At 57.5% G+C, this 20094-nt stretch carries 17 protein-coding genes; 6 read left to right on the top strand and 11 right to left on the bottom strand.

Translation table 11 applies throughout. The features are described 5' to 3' along the window. Positions 1-6: 6 nt before the first annotated feature. The 4 genes from QQF73_RS11340 to yghU all read right to left on the bottom strand — a co-directional run bounded on the left by QQF73_RS11340 (position 7) and on the right by yghU (position 5055). The gene (locus QQF73_RS11340; protein WP_219865365.1) at positions 7-732 is read right to left on the bottom strand and encodes a ZIP family metal transporter; all 726 of its coding nucleotides are present in this window, start codon (positions 730-732) and stop codon (positions 7-9) included. A gap of 45 nt (positions 733-777) precedes the next feature. After that, on the bottom strand, positions 778-1656 hold the full coding sequence (locus tag QQF73_RS11345) for a universal stress protein (protein WP_285368242.1): 879 nt from the start codon (positions 1654-1656) through the stop codon (positions 778-780). Further along, positions 1637-4039, bottom strand: coding sequence for a Lon protease family protein (locus QQF73_RS11350; protein ID WP_219865364.1), 2403 nt, complete (start codon positions 4037-4039; stop codon positions 1637-1639). The genes QQF73_RS11345 and QQF73_RS11350 overlap by 20 nt, the downstream gene beginning before the upstream one ends. Before the next feature lie 134 nt (positions 4040-4173). Further along, positions 4174-5055 (bottom strand): glutathione-dependent disulfide-bond oxidoreductase, encoded by an 882-nt coding sequence (yghU, locus tag QQF73_RS11355; RefSeq protein ID WP_219865363.1) that lies wholly within the window; start codon positions 5053-5055, stop codon positions 4174-4176. 292 nt (positions 5056-5347) lie between these two features. On the opposite strand from yghU, the gene QQF73_RS11360 reads away from it, so the two are divergent. Both QQF73_RS11360 and QQF73_RS11365 read left to right on the top strand, forming a co-directional pair. After that, positions 5348-5740 (top strand): DUF4398 domain-containing protein, encoded by a 393-nt coding sequence (locus QQF73_RS11360; protein WP_219865362.1) that lies wholly within the window; start codon positions 5348-5350, stop codon positions 5738-5740. A gap of 20 nt (positions 5741-5760) precedes the next feature. Then, positions 5761-6549, top strand: a complete 789-nt coding sequence (locus QQF73_RS11365) for an OmpA family protein (protein WP_219865361.1) — start codon at positions 5761-5763, stop codon at positions 6547-6549. A 54-nt stretch (positions 6550-6603) separates the two neighbouring features. Here QQF73_RS11365 and QQF73_RS11370 read toward each other — a convergent pair whose 3' ends face one another. Next, a complete protein-coding gene (locus tag QQF73_RS11370) occupies positions 6604-6945 on the bottom strand; it encodes a hypothetical protein (RefSeq protein ID WP_219865360.1) in 342 nt (113 codons plus the stop codon). A gap of 52 nt (positions 6946-6997) precedes the next feature. Then, positions 6998-7819: a methyltransferase, TIGR04325 family gene (locus QQF73_RS11375; RefSeq protein WP_219865359.1), complete on the bottom strand. Its 822-nt coding sequence runs from the start codon at positions 7817-7819 to the stop codon at positions 6998-7000. A 172-nt stretch (positions 7820-7991) separates the two neighbouring features. Between QQF73_RS11375 and QQF73_RS11380 the strand changes: the two genes are divergently transcribed. Beyond that, a complete protein-coding gene (locus QQF73_RS11380) occupies positions 7992-8558 on the top strand; it encodes a DUF2845 domain-containing protein (RefSeq protein ID WP_219865358.1) in 567 nt (188 codons plus the stop codon). Positions 8559-8572: 14 nt separating this feature from the next. On the opposite strand, the gene QQF73_RS11385 is transcribed toward QQF73_RS11380, so the two are convergent. The 3 genes from QQF73_RS11385 to QQF73_RS11395 all read right to left on the bottom strand — a co-directional run bounded on the left by QQF73_RS11385 (position 8573) and on the right by QQF73_RS11395 (position 12530). Further along, entirely contained in the window at positions 8573-9847 is a 1275-nt protein-coding gene (locus QQF73_RS11385; RefSeq protein ID WP_285368243.1) for an alpha/beta hydrolase, read from the bottom strand. Positions 9848-10040: 193 nt separating this feature from the next. Then, positions 10041-11987 carry a DUF3604 domain-containing protein gene (locus tag QQF73_RS11390; protein WP_285368244.1) on the bottom strand — a complete coding sequence of 649 codons (1947 nt, stop codon included), beginning with the start codon at positions 11985-11987 and terminating at the stop codon, positions 10041-10043. 252 nt (positions 11988-12239) lie between these two features. Beyond that, positions 12240-12530 carry an ArsR/SmtB family transcription factor gene (locus QQF73_RS11395; protein WP_219865356.1) on the bottom strand — a complete coding sequence of 97 codons (291 nt, stop codon included), beginning with the start codon at positions 12528-12530 and terminating at the stop codon, positions 12240-12242. A gap of 109 nt (positions 12531-12639) precedes the next feature. On the opposite strand from QQF73_RS11395, the gene QQF73_RS11400 reads away from it, so the two are divergent. Continuing rightward, positions 12640-13548: a permease gene (locus tag QQF73_RS11400; RefSeq protein WP_285368245.1), complete on the top strand. Its 909-nt coding sequence runs from the start codon at positions 12640-12642 to the stop codon at positions 13546-13548. A 22-nt stretch (positions 13549-13570) separates the two neighbouring features. Here QQF73_RS11400 and QQF73_RS11405 read toward each other — a convergent pair whose 3' ends face one another. Then, positions 13571-14032 (bottom strand): methyltransferase family protein, encoded by a 462-nt coding sequence (locus QQF73_RS11405; RefSeq protein WP_219865354.1) that lies wholly within the window; start codon positions 14030-14032, stop codon positions 13571-13573. Between the two features lie 209 nt (positions 14033-14241). Between QQF73_RS11405 and QQF73_RS11410 the strand changes: the two genes are divergently transcribed. Beyond that, entirely contained in the window at positions 14242-16350 is a 2109-nt protein-coding gene (locus tag QQF73_RS11410) for a molybdopterin-dependent oxidoreductase (protein ID WP_285368246.1), read from the top strand. Here QQF73_RS11410 and QQF73_RS11415 read toward each other — a convergent pair. After that, positions 16347-18542 carry an OsmC domain/YcaO domain-containing protein gene (locus tag QQF73_RS11415; RefSeq protein ID WP_285368247.1) on the bottom strand — a complete coding sequence of 732 codons (2196 nt, stop codon included), beginning with the start codon at positions 18540-18542 and terminating at the stop codon, positions 16347-16349. The genes QQF73_RS11410 and QQF73_RS11415 overlap by 4 nt on opposite strands. Positions 18543-18720: 178 nt before the next feature. Here QQF73_RS11415 and QQF73_RS11420 point away from each other — a divergent pair, with 178 nt between their 5' ends. After that, positions 18721-19836 carry a MipA/OmpV family protein gene (locus QQF73_RS11420; RefSeq protein ID WP_219865351.1) on the top strand — a complete coding sequence of 372 codons (1116 nt, stop codon included), beginning with the start codon at positions 18721-18723 and terminating at the stop codon, positions 19834-19836. Positions 19837-20094 lie beyond the last annotated feature (258 nt).

Here is a 20094-nt window from a genome sequence, read left to right on the forward strand (position 1 = left end):
GGGCGTTCAGGCAATCGCCACCAGATCGTGACTGAACAGGGCCAGACAGAAACCGATCACTGCGCCCAATGGCGGGCCCCAATGCCTATCAAGCCGGGATTGTGGCGCAATATCCTGGAAGATCAGATAAAGAATCCCGCCAGAAGCGGCAAGCATGATTGCACCCAGAACGACAGGCTGCTCGGACAGGAAAAAATAGCCGAGCAGACCTGCAAGGGGACCCGCCGTCACCAGGCCCGCCATGAAAATCAGCGTCTTTTTTGAGGTATAACCCGGCAAAGAAGACAGCTCCCGGTATGCGTTGAAGCCTTCGGGCAGGTTCTGCAAGGCGATCAGCACTGCAAGCAGGGGCGCCGTGCCGGGGCTCGCCACCGCAAGCCCACCCAGCGCCGTCGCCTCCGGAACGAAATCGAGCATCAGCCCCATCAACTGGGGGGATTCGCGGCGCCGAATCCCCAGCACACGCTCGATCAGAAAGAACAGCAGTCCCCCCGCAACAATCATGGGGATCGCCCATAACGAATCGCCCATACTCGACTGCCCTTCCGGCACCAGGACCACCGCTACGGCACCAAGCAGAATTCCACCCCCGAACGCGATCAGGAAATGGCGGAACTCCTGTTCCAGCCAGTTCGGGCCGATGCGCTCGGCACAGGCCAGCAACCCGCCCAGTGGAATACAGGCGCCGGCAAGCGCGGTCAAGCCGATGATGTAAAGGATATCCAGAAACATAGAAGCGCTACCGAGAATCGAAAAAAGCCTTTAATCCTGAAATCTTCAGGGTGTAACGGTAACCGGAAGATCAAGCACTACCAATAGCTGGTCGGCTCCCGGCTTCTGAAACAACACACACCCACGGCTGATCACCAAGTGGGAGGCGTGTTCCTGCCGGACTGTCTGAGCGATGGTTGCCGGATCACAGGCTGGCAAAACACGCAATCGGATGCCACCCCCCATCACCTCAAGATCACGGCTGAAGTCACTGAGCTGCTCCTGGGAAACCGATGAGCCCGGGCACAGCAGGGCCGTCACCGCTTGCCGGTAGCGCCTGGACGCCTCAGCCGCTGCGGTGAGCGCCCGCTCATTGGCCTCAGGATGGTCGTTAAGAAAAACCACAATCCGGTCCCGGGCGGGAACATTTTGTTCACACCACAACAGGACCCGCCCCGGGGATCGCTGGACCAGGCCCCGGGCCGTTGAACCCAGCCTTGCGCCCGGTGCTGACGACCAGCCTACCCGGCCAAGAACCAGCAAATCCTCCGGACCTGCCAGTGCCAACACCTCTTCGATAACCCGACCCCGGGTGATGCTGAGCGCATGATGTCCGCCACGCCCTTCCATGGCTTTGGCCAGTGCCTGGCGGGCGTGATCCGCCAGACGCTGAAGACGACGCTCCACCCTGGCGGTATCAAGGGTACGGCTGATGCCAGACGCGGAACCCACTTCCCGGGAAAAACTGAAACCCGCGCTGCGTAAAAGGTTCATCTCCTCCACGAAGACACCCAGTACCTCCGCGCCGGTCTGTGCAGCAATATTGGCGGCCGCTCTGAGCGCTGCGTAGCTCATCGGGGAGCCATCCAACAGAACCACAATACGGCCCTCACCGCGCCGCGAATGACGCTGCGCCTGGCGGTCGTCAGTCCTCCCGTTTGTCACCGCTCTTGTCCTCTCCAGCGTCGTTGTCGTCCCGCTTCTTGCTGATCTCGGCAAACTTTCCCAGGCGGTCCGCCACCGCGCGATTAAACGACCCCTCAGGAAAACATCCCGCGGCGTCCGCTTCACCGGCCTCCATACCGGTCAGCATTTCAATCGCCTGGTCGATCCCGGAGATCGGATAGAGGCTGAAATCGCCCACGGCAACCGACTTGCGAACCGCCTCATTCAGCATCAGGTGTTCCACATTGCTGGCAGGCAACAACACGCCCTGATTCCGCACCTCTCCTGCCTGACGGCAAACGTCGTAGAACCCCTCGATTTTTTCATTCACCCCGCCCACAGCCTGGACCTCGCCAAGCTGATTCATGGAGCCGGTTACTGCAAAGCCCTGCTTCAACGGCACACCACTGATCGCCGAGAGCAGCACACAGGTTTCAGCGACAGAGGCTGAATCCCCCTCCACGCCGCCATAGGACTGCTCAAAGGCCAGGCTCGCAGAAAGCGACAGGTCCCCCTCGCCAGCGTATCGGCTTGCGAGAAAACGGGAGAGAATCATCACCGCCTTGCTGTGAATCGGCCCACCGAGCTTTGCCTCCCGCTCGATGTCTACCACCTGCCCTTTCCCGGGCCTCGCCGTCGCGGTAATCCGGGTCGGCTGACCAAACATGGAAGCGCCGAGACTGAGCACAGAGAGTCCATTCACCTGACCAACCACCTCACCGCTCGTGGCAATTATTACAATGCCCCGGCCGACCTGTTCACGACTGCGCTGGCGTATCCGGCTGGCGCGATATTCCCGTTCGTCGATCGCCTGCTGGATGTGGCCGGCACCAATGACCCCGGAACTCCCCTGATCTGCCCAGTGATCCGCCTCACTCAGGAGGTCCCGGAGTACCCGATCATGAGCGGTCAGCTTGCGCTGATCCGAGGCGAGCCGGCTGGCATGTTCGATCAGCCTCGCCACTGCGGCACGGTCGAGGGGCCGGCTTTTCAGATGGCGAGTCATAGTGGCAATCATGCGGGCGTACAGGGTATAGCACTCTTCGTCCCGATCCAGATCGTCCTCAAAATCTGCCTCGACCTTGAACAGGTCCAGAAAATCCGGGTCATAGTGAGACAGCAGGTAGTACAGCAACCGGTCACCCAGGAGCACGACTTTGACCGAGACTGGTATGGGTTCGGGTTGCAGGCTTACGGTGCTGACCAGGCCGTAAAGACGTTCGAGGGATTCGATCCGGATTTCACCGGAGAACAGAATTCGCTTTAGGCTCTCCCAGGCCATTGGCTGTGACAGGACCCGGCGGGCATCAATAATAAGAAAGCCGCCGTTGGCCCGATGCACAGAGCCCCCGCGGATCAGGGTGAAGTCGGTATAGAGGGTTCCCTGGCGGGCCCGGTGCTCAATCTGACCCACCAGGTGCTGATGATTGGGCAAATCCTCATAAATGACAGGCGCGCCCACAGTCTCCGCGTTGTCGGTGATCAGATTCACCCGGTAACGCCCCATCAGGCCACCGGGAACGCCATTCTCGACATCCTGAAACATTTCCGCATGCTCGACGACATCCTCGCGCACGGCGTCAAGGTAATCCACCACCCCCTGCAAGTGAGACCACTTGGCCCTCAGTTCACCGATGGGACCACCTAGGGTCAGTTGAACCATTTCCTCATTCAGGGCATGCACCCGCTCCCGCACCTCTTTCCGTAACCGCGGAATCTGCTGAATGGTCAGTTGGAGCTTCTTCTGCAGCTCGTCGACCTTCGATTCAACAAGCTCTTTTTCTTCCTCGGAGAACGCCTTGTACTCTTCCGGATCGATAACCTCGCCATTTCGCATGGGCGCAAAGGTGAAACCGGCAGGTGTGGTGATCATGGCAATGTTATTGCGATTGGCCTCTTCCTGGATATCAAACAGGCCCTGATGCTGGCGTTTCGCCATTTCTTCCTGGAGTTCCTGAAGCCGGGCCTGGTACTCCTCGCTCTCGAATGTCGCGGGAATCGCCGTACGTAACTCCGCGGCGAGATCGACCATATCGTCCTTGAACTGCCGCCCTTCGCCCGCCGGCAAGCGAATCGCGCGGGGTCGGTCAGAAAACTGGAAATTGAAAACATGACACCAGTCAGGCGGGACCGGCTGCGTTTCGGTATGCCGGGCCAGAAAGCGTTCCACAAACTCTTGCTTGCCTGCCCCCGAGGGCCCCAAGACAAACAGGTTGAACCCCTCTGCCTGCATGTTCGCACCAAACTCCAGCGCCCGCAGGACACGTGCCTGTCCACAGGGTAGCTCGAGATCTTCCAGGGAATCCGTGGTTTCAAAATCCAGTTGGCCGAGAGGGCATCGACGGTAGACCTGTTCCTCGGTCAGCGCTGCGGTTCCTTTCATCAACTTCCTCCCGACGGGCGTCTGGCAGAAATTGCGCTGCACGCAGTTTAATCAAGAATAGCTCAAAGATTAGGGTGCCGTTGCAAACGAAAAACGGCAGCCCTCGGCTGCCGTTTCGTGTTTCAGTATCCGTGTCAGGAATGACCAAGTATCGCGGCCAGTTTTTCCTGGGTCCTGTTCTCGAAGTCACTGGCGTCATGACGCTCGTGCAGCTGCTCGGCAGGTTCTCCCCAGGTACGATTGACCATCCTGCCCCGCTGAACCGCTGGCCGGTGAGCAATTTCCTCAGTCCAGCGGATCACATTCCGGTATGTATGGGCCTCAAGGAATTCCGCGGCATCGTATACCTTGTTCGTTACCAGAGCACCGTACCAAGGCCAGATCGCCATATCGGCGATGGTGTACTCATCGCCCGCGATGTATTGATGGTTGGCCAATTGCCGATCCAACACATCCAGCTGACGCTTGACTTCCATCGTGTAACGGTTGATGGGGTACTCGTAGGGCTCCGGTGCATAGGCGTAAAAATGCCCAAAACCTCCGCCGAGTAAAGGCGCGCTGCCCATTTGCCAGAACAGCCAGTTCAGTGCTTCGGTTCGCTTGGCAATCTCTTTCGGCAAAAACGCGCCGAATTTCTCGGCAAGATAAAGAAGAATGGAGCCGGACTCAAACACCCGGATCGCCGGGTCAGCGCTGCGGTCCAGTAGCGCCGGAATCTTGGAATTGGGATTAACCTCGACAAAGCCACTACCAAATTGATCGCCTTCGGTAATCCGGATTGGGTAGGCATCATACTCAGCCCCCTCAATCCCATGCGCCAGCAACTCCTCCAGCATAATCGTCACCTTGACGCCATTTGGCGTTGCCAGCGAATAGAGCTGCAGCGGATGCTTGCCCATGGGCAAATCTGTGTCGTGCGTTGGCCCGGCGATGGGCCGATTGATCTTGGCAAAGGCGCCACCGCTCTCGGCCTCCCATTTCCAGACCTTCGGAGGGGTATAGGTGGGATCACTCATAGCTATCACTTCTCCTGCCAGACAAATGTACAACTCAGGCCGCTGCGCTGAGCATTTCCAGTAAGTCATACGCCACTTAAGTCGCCCAAGACCACTTCCCCATTGGAACATGAATGACGAGCCAAGTTCAGCCGGCCATCCCGCCAGTAATTGCAGGAAGTCAGTTGATCGGTGCTCCTTCACGCCGATTCTCAAATCCGCTGCTATAGTATATCCAGTTGTTTTACATTTCTTGACATTCCTGCTTGCGCCGCCGGATGGCGGGTTACACCGTAGACAAGGGAGTTCCTACATGAAGCCGCACAAACTGATACCACGTACATTCGTGATACTCGCCCTGACTTCAGCATTGATGGCCTGTGCCGGGCCCGGCCCCAAGCCAACCAGCGAGCTGCAATTAGCGCGGGCCTCAATCCAGCAGGCTGAAGCGAACGATGCTCGGCAATTCGATCCCGTGTTGTTGAATCAGGCCCAGAACAAACTGGCTGATGCCCGCGAGTTGATCGATAAACCGGACCCCGATGAGGAGGACTACACCGAAGCGAGACGGCTGCTGGAACAGGCTGCAGTCGATGCGCAGCTGGCCGGAGCCCGCGCCGAGACAGAAAAAGCCCAGCGCGCAGTGGCTGAGATCAGCCGTAGTATCGAAGACCTTCAGAATCAACTCGAGATGGATCAACAGTGAGCCCGGACAAGGAGATTGAGATGATGACGCGTACACTATACACAAGCATCGTGATCGGGCTGTTCACATTGATGGCCGGTTGTGCCAGCTCGCCCCCCTACAACGCCACGCTCGACGAGGCCCGGTCAACCTATCTGAGTATCGAAAACGATCCGGATGTGGCGCGCAGCGGCGACAGCCAGCTGCGTGCCGCCAGGACTGAGCTGGATAGAGCCGAGCGGCTACTGGAAGAAGACGCCGATGACCCAAGGGTCGATCAGGCAGCCTACCTGGCACTCCGACACGCGCAGATTGCCCAGCAGCAAGGCATGCGTGCGGCCCTGCAAGAGGAGGTCGCCTCTGCTGAAGAACGTCGCCGGCAGATGCAGTTGGAGATGAAAACCAGCGAAGCCGAGAAACTAAGAGCAGAAATGGAGGCACTGAAGGCCGAACAGACCGATCGAGGCATGGTGCTGACGCTTGGGGATGTACTGTTTGACCTCAATGAGGCGGAACTGAAGCCCTCCGGTGAACGCACAGTTTCACGCCTGGCCGAGTTCATGCGAGAGTACGAGAACCGCCGCGTACGGATTGAGGGGTATACCGACAGCACCGGTGAGGAGTCCTACAACCAGCGTCTGTCAGAGCGCCGTGCCATGGCGGTCTACGATTCCCTGCTGGGCATGGGTATCTCCAGCAGCCGGGTTGAAGTGGAAGGCTATGGTGAGGCCTACCCGGTCGCCAGCAACAGCACCAGCGCCGGGCGACAGCAGAACCGGCGGGTTGAGATCGTGATTTCTGACGAGTCAGGCATGATTGAAGGCCGGTAGCGACAATAGCAACAACGACTCCTTGCCGGCAGGTGCCGGCAAGGATCCCCTCATCTAGTTTCGTGCGTCCGCATCAAGTTCAATGATTTCCCTGCTGTAACCGATACCCCACACCGTCCGGTCATCAATAGAAATATTGGTCAGGTATTTTGTGCCCGGAATTTTCGACATTGCGTCATCCATGGCTTCGTCCAGGCTTGGCGCATCACCCACCGGAAAGATATACAGAACCAGTGTCTGGGAGGAAGTACCCGACACATGACCTATCAGCTCTCCCTGGAACTCGCCTTTGGGATCAATGTAGGAGTGTGGAATAAAGCTGCCTTGCATGTCTCTCGTCGCGCAAGCCGACAGGAGAAGACACCCACAAACAATCGCCAGAGAGGTAAGCTTCATATCGACTCCCCGCTGATCGTACGAAGTAAAAAGCCCTGCCCGGACCAGAGAGTCAATGACGGGGCTTCAAGCGAACCAGCATCCCGTAATAGTGGTCCAGGGAATGGTCAGGATGGTACGGAATGACGCACTCCTTGTCCGCGTTCTTCCATTCATCAATCACCTCGCCATTCATCTTCTGGATATCCTCCAGCAGATCACCAACGCCGTATATCCGGTACGGACAGAACGCCGTGCTGATGTTCTGCAGGGTCACGTAGCTCTCTCGCGGATGCACCGGCAGCATATTGATCAGCACGTAGGTTGGCCGGTACGGCAGGCGTTCGATGATGGAGTTGACCGGCTCGTCGACATACTGCAGCGAACCGGAAAACAGCACCCAGTCATTCTCATTCGCTTCAGCCAGATCATCGATAAAACTCAGTTGAGCGGATTTATTGTTGGTAGCCGCGAACTTTCTGGCTTCCTTGATGACGGCCGGGACATCGTAAATTTGCCACTCGAACGGCGTGGGGAACGTCAGATACTTGGTGAGCGCGTAGTAGAGCACACCAACGTGGCCACCAAAATCCAGAAGCTTCTGGTTCGGCTCCAGGAGTCGATTAAGCCAGAACGCCACGGGGTAATCGCAAGGCGAAATCGCCTGCATTCGAAAACGATACATTTCAGCGGAGGCAGGAGCTTCGTTGTTGTAACCCAGAGGCTTACTGGCGGGCGCATCGGCAATGGCGGATGCAAAGTCCGGGTACACGCCCTTGAACCAGTTTACATTTGTTGCGCTTGCAAACTCCTTTGCGTAATGCCGATCAAGCGCATGATTAATGAATGGAATCTGCTCAAACTGATGAAGAAAAACTTTCGCTCGGCGGAACATGGCTTTTTTCTCCCTAAAAAGCCCATGATTATTAACCCTAGCAGGTCTGGACGTTTTTTCACGCTGGCAGACGAAATGAGATCTCTGAAAAGCCATGAACACCGATTTGGTCTATCCGTAACTCCCGGGAGTACAATGAGCTTCATGCACAGCACTCGTACCGAGCCGGATCATGACCAGGTATCAACGACTCATCATGCTGCTGATTCTTGCCACCTTGACGTCAGGCGCCCAGGGTGCCCTGCGTTGCGGCGCGTCGCTGGTCAGTGACGGTGCCTGGCCAATCGAGGTCGAGGAGCGTTGTGGGCCACCGGATTACGTCGCGGAATACCCCTCCGCGACCGTCCCCGGTCTGGGGGTCGTTCAAACGGAAATGCATTGGTATTACAATCCGGGGCCCCAACGTTTCATCCGTCTCCTTGTCTTTCGCAACGGCAGGCTCGCGCGTGTGGAAAGTCTGGGGTACGGGTTCCACACAGACGGCATGGGCACCTGCGGACCAAACACACTCCGGCACATTCAGAACGAATACGAACTCGTAACCCGCTGCGGCCAACCCGCATCGAAACGGGTGGAATGGCAACTACCCACACCCCGGAGGCGCTCCGAAACCTGGCAAGTCCTGCAACCGGTACTCATACAGCAATGGCTTTACGATTTCTCCAGCAACCAGTTTCGCCAGGTCGTTACCTTGAGAAACGGCCGCGTCATCAATATCGAATCCCGGCCCGGGAACTGACCCGGCAGAATGGTTCACTCCGTCGGCGAGACTTCAGATGCGCGCAAGGCCTCCAACTCGGCGGCAAACGCCGGGTCGACATCGTCAATGGCATCCCAGAGCCGCAGGATGTAGTCCGGCGGGAACGTGTAGACGGGCATGTCCTCCTGCATCAAGAGACCTCTCTGTTGGGGCGTCAGGCCGTAATAGAGTGTCATCAGGATGTCACTGCTGGCCCAGGGGCTACTGAGGAAATAGCCGTGACCGTTCCCCAGGTCTGAGGCTTCCGCCTCGCTCACGTTGATGAAGGCAAGCTGGTCACTCAGATCGATCAGGGCCTGCCTGACCAGCGGCAGCATCTCATCGCCAGCGCCACCCCAGAGCTGCCCCAACCTCTGGCGGCGGGTCAGAAACTGCGAAAAGCCCAGTGCCTTGTCGCGATCGGACACATACACGGAGGTTCGGCGCGGTACCTTCAGCAATCCATCGGAGATGAATGCACCAAACACCCCCCGGTCGAGATCACTTCCGACCAGAATGACATTGCTGATACGAAGCTTCTCGTGGATGACTTCTTCGGATTCGCTGTGATGCTTCAATGCCAGCTGTTCCAACGCCCGCAGTACCAACCGCGTTCCGTTGCTATAGCCAATGACATGCACCTCCTCCGCATCCGTCTCTTGCGCGATGAATTCAAGCAGCACTCTCAGGCTTCTCGCAAATCCTTCCGATGTGTCTGAATCCTTGATATAGGCAAACCGGCTCGGCGTCGATGGCCAGGCGTAGGCAATGAAAGCGCCCTCGTAGCCCAAGAAATGCCAGAGTTCGGCAGAAACGAGAACCGGATTCTCAAACACCACCTTATAGCCATGCACATAGATATAGACATGCTTTTTACCGGATACCGCCAACTGTGCATTGATGGCCTTCGCGAACCTGTCGGATGCGTCCTCGGGCAACTCGCCCCTGTCGAGTAGACTGGTGTCTATCCAGTTGGGCAGTGAGCTTTTCATCATTCCCCACTCCTCAACACCCGTGATCTTGACCGGGTAATCCTCGGTGCGTGTTTTCAGCATCGAAACCTGGCGGGCGAATTCCCACGAGAATTCCTTCTTGCCGAATTGAATCTCGGCCAGACCCACTCGCACGACAAAACCGCGATCGTTCAGGTAGTAGTTTTCGGGATCCTCCCCGGTCGCCGGCGCGCGATCAGTTGCAAACAGAATCCCGTCGTATGGAATTCGCTGGAAAGGTTCGGTCTCGGGAAGCGGGTTCAGCAGGCCATCGCCATAGACGTCCGGTGCAGGCATGAGCTCAATCTGATCAACCGGAGGGGTCGCGCAGCCCGTCTGCAGGGCCACGCAAACCATTGCAACCAGAAACGCCCAAAATCTTGGCGTACGAGTGGTCACAGGCGCGCCATCCCAGCAAAGTTAATCGGACTCGCAACCTTTGGCAGAGCAGAGCGGGGTGCTCGCTCTGCTCTGCCAAAGCACCTAACCGTCATGATTCCGGTGTGTACCAGATTGGAGACGTGTAAGCCCTCTCCTGCCCGGTGGTTACAGCCCCCTCAGGAATCTCCACGCCGAAACGCATAGCGTCATAAACCACCCATCGCGGCGTCGGGATCTCCAGCACTCGTGCGTAATAAAACGCGGACTGGGATGCATCGAAATCCGGGTCGCTCCAGACAGTGCCCAGCTCCGAAGCGCCGATGGTGTTCATCCAGTTGGCAGTCTCAATATCCACGGTATTGCCAACCGGGGGAAGAACCCCATCAGCATCAGGCTCTCTGCCTGGCGACCAGGCAACGTCATAGACCTTTTCGTGGGTCTCGCCATCGCTGTCCAACCATCCTTTCACGATCTGAATCCGGTCGAGGTTTGCTCCAATCGGGTCGCGAAGCGCATAGACCATGAAGGTTGGCGCTGAGTCGCCGGTTCGGTCTGGCAGGTCATCGCCCATGGGCACGCCCTTCTCATACCCACGGAAGGCTGGTTGACGGCTATTCATGTCTTCAGACGTGTAGTCCCAACCACCAAAAAAACGAACGAGCATGCGCGACCCTGTCGTGCCGTACACCTCTTTGCGCTCCATCGCATCGAAGATCGCTGCGCGGGTATTTTCAGTGGCCCAGACACCGGTGTAGCCCGAGGCTGTGAGTTCGTAGCCCTCGAACACACCTTGTTCCGTTTTCGTGAAAGGATGTTCCATACGCGCGGGATTGGGTTCAACGTTCGTCGCCTTGCCGAAAAAGTTGTCCTCCTCAACAGCCGCGAGCGCAGTATGGCTGTCGGTGGACCCAATCAGCCCAAACTTGTAAGGGTTGGTGCCATGACGCTTGTCTAGCTTCAAGCCATTCTTCAACGCTTCCCGGGCATACTCGTACTGAAGCATATCGTCCGTTTTGGCTTCCGAAAGATCGAGGTTGCCCGCATCCCAGGTTTCATAATCGGCAAAGGCGTCATCCGGCGACAGCAGCGGGTGAGCCTCCCCATCCCCTTTAATCTGGGTGATCTCGTACATGGGTTCCCACTTGCCACGCAAGCGAACATATTCTGAATCGATCTCCTTCCCCGTGTACTGGGCATCTACCGGGAACATGAGCCCGTTCGACAAATTGCCGTTGTGCGCCAGGGCGAGTACCGAACCGCCAGTGTTTTTCTCATAGTTCTCGAGCCACGCGTACAAATCCAGAGGATCGGTTGACCCGATAGGCGGCTGAGTGGTGTAAGGCACAATCTGGCTCGCCTTATCCGCGCCATCCCGGAACAACACGTTGCGGTGAAGATTGTTGCCCGCAACCAGGGAGGTCCATTCGAAGCCGATAATCGTCGTGAAGTGACCCGGCTCATTAAAGCGTTCGGCAGCATCAACCACCTTCTGCCAGATCGTCTGGTAGGTTTTTCCTCCCGGCGAGTACTCCTCCATCATCTCAGGATCAATCTTTCCCTGAGCAAACGTCGCAATCAAGTCGAGCGCAGCATCGGCTGACGCTTCACCGCCCTTCTGCAATTCCTCGTACCAGCGTTTGCCCTGATCGAACTTGATAACCTCAGGCTTGCCATTGGCAAGATCATTGAAAAATCCCATCGCATCCGAGTGATCGGCAATCACCAGCCAATCCAGCGGTCGCGAGAGTCTCGCAGGCTGTCCGCTGGAGGCCATTACCTCCTCCCCGCGCGCAAACCGGTAGGCTTCATCGAGTCCAAGCCGTGCACCGAAGAGTCCCGCATCGACGGATAACCCGGTATGCAGATGAGTGTCGCCCCAGAACACGCGATCCGGGAAGCTTCGTTGCGCGTAGGGCGAGTAGGCCTTGCCCGGGTATTGGTCAGACAGTGACTCCCGCGACGGCTTGAATTGGGCCCACGCGGAATCGGTCATCAAAAGGAAGGTACCTGGCAATGCCAGGACAAGCACAAGAGCGTATAGAAATATCCGTTTCATCACGGTTGTCCTCCGTTTCTGGATGCTGCTCAGGACAGATTGAATTGGCCGTGATCGCGGCCAACCCGTCTATCCACACATCGTTACGAAGCACGAAATCATCCCTGCGGGAATCGAGCTACTGCACTCGTAGTTGGCGACCTACTGCAGTGTTCGTCTAGGAGAGGTTTATCAGAAAGAACTCAAGTAAGAATAGTGAGGCACCCGGTTTTATCAAGGAGGATACCTGTAAGACCGGATTGAGACGGCACGCTAGGAATTGCCCGCACAGCATTCCTTGTTCAAAAAACTGATCAGGCCCTCAAGTTGCTGGTACTCGGGGATACACACAATCGTCCGGCTGTGTTTCTCCTGTCGAATAAGCCCCACTCTCGCCATGCGAGCCAGATGATGAGACAACGTGGAGCCGGGTATTCCCAACGCTTTCTGTATCTCGCCAACCGGTGCTCCGGAGTGACCCGCTTTAACCAGAAAACGAAACACGGCCAGCCGATGGGTATTGCCCAGTTCAGCAAGACAGGCGGCTACTTCTTCATGAGTCATCTGACTCTCCCGGAAATTGTTTCTATATTTCTAGAATCATAGTTGACAGACCCAACAAGCACAACCTAACCTCATTATTTCGACTAATCTAGAAATATAGGATTAAAAAATGTCAGCCCAACTTCAGGACACCCTGTTCATGTTCACGCTGCTTGCCACGGAACTGTCCGTACTCTTTATCGGAATCAGTTTTATGGTTGGCGCCTTGCAGCGCCATATCCCCCCTTCCCGACTCGAAGCCCTGCTTAGCAACAGCGGTGGCCGCGGATACCTGATTGCCGCAGGACTCGGGGCAATTACCCCTTTTTGCAGCTGCTCAACCATACCGATGCTTAAAGGCCTTATTCGCGCCCGGGTCAGCTTTGGCCCGATGACGGTCTTTCTGTTTGCCTCACCGTTGCTGAACCCGGTTGTCGTTGTACTCCTCTTTGCAACATTCGGGGTTGGCCTCACGGCCATCTATATACTTGCTGCGTTGACGGTTTCATTGGCGGCTGGCTGGTCGCTCCAGGCACTGGGCTACGAGCGCTACCTGCGCCGGGAGGAAAACCCGGTGGTATCGGTGGCAAGTTCGGAAGAAAAATCGTGCACCGGGGCCAGTGTACCTGGGGGAAAATACAGCGGGCTGTGGCGGGAGGCCCTGTCAGATTTTGTTCGGGTTTCTCCCTACCTGCTGATCGGTGTCGCGATTGGTAGCGCGATTTACGGGTACCTGCCGACAGACCTGCTTGCCAAATACGCCGGGCAGGACAACCCCTTGGCAATCCCGGTTGCCGCCGTGATCGGCGTGCCGCTTTACATTCGTGCCGAAGCGGTTATCCCCATGGCGTCAGCCCTGATGACCAAAGGCGTCGGCGCTGGTGCGGTTCTCGCCCTGATTATCGGCAGTGCCGGCGCCAGCCTGACCGAACTCATTCTGCTGCGTTCCCTGTTCACTCCCCGCCTTCTGCTGGCGTTTGTAACAGTGGTGTTGGCGATGGCGGTCGCCGCTGGATACGGCGCGTTTCTGTTCTTCTAATCGGCTCCCCAACAGGGTCGGGTCACAACCACCGGCGTACCCGGGATTGGTACGCCTTGAATTCCGGCCCGAAGAGATTCGCCAATGCCCGTTCCTCGGGTCGAATCTGATAGTGATCAAGGTACAGGACAAATGCCAGCACGATCAGCAATAACCAGGGCGAGGCCAGGAAAACCGTCAGCGCGAGCAGCACCAGCGTGAAACCGACGTACATCGGATTCCGCGTAACCGAATAGATGCCAGAACAGACAAGGGACGACGACGATTCCGGCTTGCGCGGATCAACGGTGGTCTGGACACGCCGGAATTCGACGACACCGGCCACGCAAAATGCAATGCCCACGAACAGGAGAAACAGGGACACAGGCAGCCGGAACCAACCAGGTAGATCCATCCCGGGCACAGCCGCCGACAACGCCCAGATAGCCACACCCGCAACCAGTGTCAGTGCCAGGGGTGGAATTCGTTTTTCCAGCAGAGCCATAGCCTTACCTCGATAAATACCAGAATTTCAAATGCAGGAAATCGTAACCGCATCTTTCCAGAACAGGAAGCACGAAATCTGCGGTAGTGGTACCGGCAAGGGGAAAGACTGGCGGGAATGACCAATTTAATGTCAATTATGACCGCTGGAATTCCCGGGATCGACTGGCATACTGGCCAAACAAATAGTCCAATAACAGGCCACTTCCGATGAGCGACACCAAGACCCACTACCGGACCTGCAACATCTGCGAAGCCATGTGTGGCCTCGAGATCAAGCTTCAGGGCGAGGATATTCTGTCCATTAAGGGGGACAAGGACGACCCGTTCAGTCAGGGCCACATCTGCCCCAAGGCCGTCGCTCTCCAGGATTTCTACAAGGACAAAGACCGCCTGAAAACACCGCTCAGGAAAACCGCCGATGGCTGGCAGGAAATCTCCTGGGACGAAGCCTTCGAGGAAATCACCACCCGCTTCCGGGATATTCAGCAGGCCCATGGCAAAAACGCGGTGGGCACTTACCTGGGTAACCCCAATGCCCACAACTTCGGCAACGCCGTTACGTTTCCAGGTTTCTTCAAGGCGTTGGGCAGCAACAATCGCTACAGCTCGGCGTCTGCCGATCAGCTTCCCCACCACGTGGCGTCCAATTACATGTTCGGCGCCGGGATGCTGATCCCCATACCCGATATCGACCACACCGATTTCATGCTGATCATCGGCGCCAACCCGATCGTTTCCAACGGCAGTCTGATGACCGCGCCCGGCGTGGGCAAACGGCTCAAGGCCATTCAGCAGCGCGGCGGCAAAGTGGTGGTGATTGACCCGCGACGCACCGAAACCGCCCGGAAATCCGACGAGCACCTGTTCATCCGTCCGGAAACCGACGCCCTGCTCCTGCTCGCCATGGCCCATACGTTGTTTGAGGAAGGGCGAGTCCGGCTTGGCCACCTTGAGCACCTGATCGAAGGCATTGATCAACTCGAAGAGGCCGTCAGGCCTTACCCGCCGGAACGTGTGGCGGATGCCTGCGGAATCGAAGCCGCAACCATTCGCCGGCTGGCCCGGGAGATGGCCGACGCCCCGACTGCAGTGTGTTACAGCCGCATGGGGGCCTCCACCCAGTCTTTCGGTGGCCTGTGCCAGTGGCTGACCAACGTATTGAATCTGCTGACCGGAAATTTCGACAAACGCGGCGGCGCCATGTTCACCCAGCCAGCGTTCGATCTGGTCCGCAGTACCAAGGGCAAACCCAGTTCCTATGGGCGCTACGAATCACGGGTCCGGAAGCTGCCGTTCTACAACGGCGAGTTTCCCGTTGCCACGCTCGCCGACGAAATCCTCACACCCGGTGAGGGGCAGATCAAGGCGATGATGACCATTGCCGGCAACCCCGTGCTTTCAAGCCCTGACGGTGCGCGCCTTGGCGAGGCCTTCGGTTCCCTCGAGTTCATGGTGTCCGTGGACATTTATCTGAATGAAACCACCCGGTACGCCGACATCATTCTGCCGGCCACGACCGGCCTGGAAGTGCCCCACTTCGATGTCTTCTTCAATTCGTTCGCGGTACGCAACACGGCCAAGTTCTCGGAGCCATTGTTCGCCAAGGCACCCGACCAGAAGCACGACTGGGAAATTCTCAAGGAACTGGCGCTGCGCCTGACCGGGCGCGAAGACGATGGCCTGACCCCGGAAATGATGCTGGACGCCGGTCTGAAACACGGCGCGTATGGCGATCAGGGCATGAGTCTGGCAAAGCTGAGGGAAAACCCGCACGGTGTGGATCTCGGGCCGTTGCAACCCTGCCTGGAACAACGTCTGCAGACGGAGGATGGCCGGATTCACATCGCGCCACAGCTGCATATTGATGACCTGGACCGCCTGGAAACCTCCGGAATCCTCAGCGAGGGCGAGGACCCGACCTATCCGTTCTCAATGATCAGCCGCCGACTGGCCCGCAGTCACAACACCTGGACCCAGAATTCCCATCGCCTCGTGAAGGGCAAGAACCCGTGCACACTGCAGATTCATTCGGCAGACGCCCGGAAGCTTGGGCTGGAGGACGGCCAGGCGGCGCTGGTGTCCTCCCCCGTGGGCCGCATAGAGCTTCCGGTAGAGATTGATGACGACATGTTTGAAGGCGTCGTCAGCGTTCCCCAGGGCTGGGGTCATAACCGGAAAAATACCGGCATGACCGTGGCCGAGTCCCAACCGGGCGTCAGCATGAACGATGTCACCGACTCACAGCGCATCGACGCTTTGACCGGGAATGCCGCGTTCAACGGCACCCGGGTTGCGGTGCAGGCAGTGGACGCCTAATTCACGGCCTGTGCTGCTACGGCGGCACGGGCGGCGTGGAGCTTCTTGTAGCTCTCGATGAGACGCTGGTGCTTCTCCAGACCGTCCAGTTGCAGGTTGGTCGGGGTGAGGCCATGGAAACGCACCGTGCCGTTCACCGAACCCACCACCGCGTCCATGGTGTCATCCCCGAACATGCGCCGGAAGTTGGCAATGTAATCGCCCAGCTCCAGTTCGTCGTCCAGGACCACTTCCAGAACCGCATTCACAGCCCGATAGAACAGGCCGCGCTCGACCGTGTTGTCGTTGAACTGCAGGAACATGTCGACAAACTCGAGCGCCTCCTCGTGCCACTGAAGTGCCAGGCAGATCAGCAGTTTCAGTTCCAGGATCGTCAGCTGTCCCCACACCGTGTTCTCATCGAACTCGATGCCGATCAGGCTGATGATCGTCATATAATTATCAAGCTGGCTGCCCTCCAGCCGTTCCGCCAGATCCGCCAGCTGGTCATCACTCAGGGAGTGAAGGTTGAGTATGTCCTCGCGGTAGTCCAGGGCCATGTTGGTGTTGTCCCAGACCAGGTCCTCAACGGGGTACACTTCCGAGTAACCCGGCACCAGAATTCGGCACACCGGCGCGCCAAGTTCTTCATAGACGGCCGTATACACCTCTTTCCCCATGTCCTCCAGGATATTGAACAGTCGGGTTGTTTCTTGCTCATTGGTGCCCGAGAAATCCCATTCGTTGAACGTGTAATCGGATTTGGCACTGAAGAAACGCCATGAAACCACCCCGGTGGAATCAATGAAATGCTCAACGAAGTTATTCGGCTCAGACACTGCCAGGCTATTGAACGTGGGCGCCGGCACGTCATTCAGGCCCTCAAAACTGCGGCCCTGCATCAATTCGGTCAGGCTGCGTTCCAACGCCACCTCGAAGCTTGGGTGCGCGCCGAAAGACGCAAACACGCCGCCCGTTCTCGGGTTCATCAGGGTGACGCACATCACCGGGAAGCGCCCACCCAGCGAAGCGTCCTTCACCAAAATCGGGAAGCCCTGGGCCTCCAGCGCCTGAATGCCCTCGACAATGTCGGGGTACTTGTTCAGTACCTCCTCGGGCACATCCGGCAACGCAATTTCCTCTTCGATAATCTGTTTCTTGACCGCCCGCTCGAAGATTTCCGACAGGCACTGAACTTCGGCCTCGAACAGGGTATTGCCCGCACTCATGCCGTTGCTGAGAAACAGGTTCTCGATCAGGTTGGAGGGGAAATACACCACTTCGCCATCGGACTTGCGAACAAACGGGAGGGCACAAATGCCGCGGTCTACCCTACCGGAGTTGGTATCGATCAGGTTGGAGCCAACCAACTCGTCGTCCGGGTTATAGATGGCCCAGCAGTGATCATCCAGGATGCCGTCTGGCAGCTCGTCCTCGGGCCCCGGCTTGAACCAGCGTTCGTTCGGGTAATGAACAAAATCGCTATTGGCAATTTCCTCGCCAAAGAACTGATCGTTGTAGAAGAAGTTACAGCTCAGGCGCTCGATGAATTCGCCAAGCGCGGAACACAGCGCGCTTTCCTTGGTGGCGCCCTTGCCGTTGGTAAAACACATTGGCGAGGCCGCGTCGCGAATGTGCAGCGACCAAACGTGGGGCACGATGTTGCGCCAGGAGGCGATCTCGATCTTCATGCCGAGATCCGCCAGGATACCGGTCATGTTGGCAATGGTTTGCTCCAGGGGCAGATCTTTCCCCTCGATAAATGTCCGGTGCTCACTGTCCGGCTCAACCATCAGCAGTGCCTGGGCGTCTTCGTCGAGATTCTCTACGGTCTCAATCTCGAACGTCGGGCCGGTCTGTACCACCTTCTTCACGGTGCAGCGATCAATGGACCGCAGAATGCCCTGCCGGTCCTTGTCGGAGATGTCTTCCGGCAGCTCCACCTGGATCTTGAAGATCTGGTTGTAGCGATTCTCCGGATCAACGATGTTGTTCTGGGACAGACGGATATTGTCGGTGGGAATATCACGCGCCTTGCAGTACACCCTTACGAAATAGGCGGCGCACAGCGCCGAGGATGCCAGAAAGTAGTCGAAGGGGCTGGGCGCAGAACCATCACCCTTGTAGCGAATGGGCTGGTCAGTAACGACGGTGAAATCGTCAAACTTGGCTTCAAGTCTGAGATTGTCGAGGAAGTTGACGTTGATTTCCATTACGTAGGTACCCGGTTTGTAAAATTTGGCGCGCCATGGCCTGAATGGCGGCCATTATCCAGTTTTTGGGGGCCTTCGTCTCGGAGGCTCCGTACAATTCGCATGGATCGATGGGGCCATCCGATTATATGTTCCGGTCGTATTTTGACAGACTCATTGATTCTCGGCTTGTTATCTCATGAAAATCCCCCGCGTGGCGTTGTCTTCACTTTTCTTCCTGATGCTGCTGAGTGCAACAGCCCTTCACGCCGCTGACCTTTCAGTGCAGGTCCGGAACCTGCCCGCAGACGGTACGCTGGTTCTTCAGGTATACGACGATCCAGACGCCTTCGGCGACTTTCGCAATCCCAGGCAGGAGGTCCGATACTCCATCCAGCCAGGCGAGAGTTATGTCCTACCCGATGTTCCGACCGGGAAAATCGCCGTCCTTGCCTACCTGGACGAGAACGACAACGGTGCCCTGGACAAGAACTTTATCGGCATCCCCCGCGAGCCGGTGGGCCTGTCAAACAACTATCAGCCCAAGGGCCCGCCCAGCTTCCGGAACGCGGCCTTCACCGTTCGTGAGGAGGAGACTGCCACACTCGACATTGAGCTATACCGGGTTCTCGGCGAATTCGGGCAATGGGGTGTGGGCCTGGGTGTGATTGGTCGCGGCAGCCCGTATGTGGGCTCCGATTCCAACGTGCTTCAACCGATACCAGCCATCACCTACTTCGGGGAGCGCCTTCAATGGGTAGGACCGAACCTTCGTTACGGCATTGTGGGGAGTGAAGAACTGCGCCTCGCGGTAACCGCCTCGTATCGAATTGGCGCCTATGAAGAAGATGACAGCGAATTCCTGAGAGGATTGGGGGACCGCGACAGCACCCTGATGGCCGGTTTGGGTCTCGTTTATGAGGCCCCTTACGGACTGGAGATTGACCTGGGATACGAACACGATGCTCTCGATCAGATTGGTGGCGGCGCCGCGATGGCAAGGGTGTCCAGGGGTTTCCAGTTTGGCAACCTGCGTCTTTCGCCGGAGCTGGGCGTCAACTGGCTAAGCAGCAAACTGGCCAACCACGACTTTGGCGTCCCGACCTCGGCGGCGATTCCCGGCCGACCGGCCTACGACGTTGGCAACACGGTCACTTATGAGGTGGGGGTGGGCGCCTTTTACGAGCTGACTGAGAGCTGGCGCGTGGTTGTCCGCCTCGCCATGGAGGAACTAGGCAGCGATATCACCAACAGCCCGATTGTTGAGGATGAGCGGCTTTTCAAAGGGTTCGGGGCGGTAACCTACTCCTTTTAAGGGCCTGCCAAGCCTCCGGAATCGGCGTCCCCGCCCGCTCCTGTCCAAATTTCGTACAGATTTCAGGGTGAGAACGCGAAAGGTGTACTGTTAAGTTCATGCTGGAATATGCCGATGGAGGCCCCGTGACAACGGCCAACGCGACCCTGACTTGTGACAAAGGGAGCCGTGTGGTGGCAGCATTCTGGTCGCTGCCGCCACACTTCAAAGGGCTATCCTGCAACAGATATTGACGAGGATGACTACACTTACCCGCAA

Origin of the sequence: Marinobacter albus (assembly GCF_030238305.1) — a bacterium.
Classification (GTDB): domain Bacteria; phylum Pseudomonadota; class Gammaproteobacteria; order Pseudomonadales; family Oleiphilaceae; genus Marinobacter; species Marinobacter albus.

Coding starts and splice junctions, on each gene's coding strand:
- QQF73_RS11340 (WP_219865365.1), bottom strand. CDS start 732: ATGTTTCTGGATATCCTTTACATCATCGGCTTGACCGCGCTTGCCGGC.
- QQF73_RS11350 (WP_219865364.1), bottom strand. CDS start 4,039: ATGAAAGGAACCGCAGCGCTGACCGAGGAACAGGTCTACCGTCGATGC.
- yghU (WP_219865363.1), bottom strand. CDS start 5,055: ATGAGTGATCCCACCTATACCCCTCCGAAGGTCTGGAAATGGGAGGCC.
- QQF73_RS11360 (WP_219865362.1), top strand. CDS start 5,348: ATGAAGCCGCACAAACTGATACCACGTACATTCGTGATACTCGCCCTG.
- QQF73_RS11365 (WP_219865361.1), top strand. CDS start 5,761: ATGATGACGCGTACACTATACACAAGCATCGTGATCGGGCTGTTCACA.
- QQF73_RS11370 (WP_219865360.1), bottom strand. CDS start 6,945: ATGAAGCTTACCTCTCTGGCGATTGTTTGTGGGTGTCTTCTCCTGTCG.
- QQF73_RS11375 (WP_219865359.1), bottom strand. CDS start 7,819: ATGTTCCGCCGAGCGAAAGTTTTTCTTCATCAGTTTGAGCAGATTCCA.
- QQF73_RS11380 (WP_219865358.1), top strand. CDS start 7,992: ATGACCAGGTATCAACGACTCATCATGCTGCTGATTCTTGCCACCTTG.
- QQF73_RS11385 (WP_285368243.1), bottom strand. CDS start 9,847: ATGCCTGCACCGGACGTCTATGGCGATGGCCTGCTGAACCCGCTTCCC.
- QQF73_RS11390 (WP_285368244.1), bottom strand. CDS start 11,987: ATGAAACGGATATTTCTATACGCTCTTGTGCTTGTCCTGGCATTGCCA.
- QQF73_RS11395 (WP_219865356.1), bottom strand. CDS start 12,530: ATGACTCATGAAGAAGTAGCCGCCTGTCTTGCTGAACTGGGCAATACC.
- QQF73_RS11400 (WP_285368245.1), top strand. CDS start 12,640: ATGTCAGCCCAACTTCAGGACACCCTGTTCATGTTCACGCTGCTTGCC.
- QQF73_RS11405 (WP_219865354.1), bottom strand. CDS start 14,032: ATGGCTCTGCTGGAAAAACGAATTCCACCCCTGGCACTGACACTGGTT.
- QQF73_RS11410 (WP_285368246.1), top strand. CDS start 14,242: ATGAGCGACACCAAGACCCACTACCGGACCTGCAACATCTGCGAAGCC.
- QQF73_RS11415 (WP_285368247.1), bottom strand. CDS start 18,542: ATGGAAATCAACGTCAACTTCCTCGACAATCTCAGACTTGAAGCCAAG.
- QQF73_RS11420 (WP_219865351.1), top strand. CDS start 18,721: ATGAAAATCCCCCGCGTGGCGTTGTCTTCACTTTTCTTCCTGATGCTG.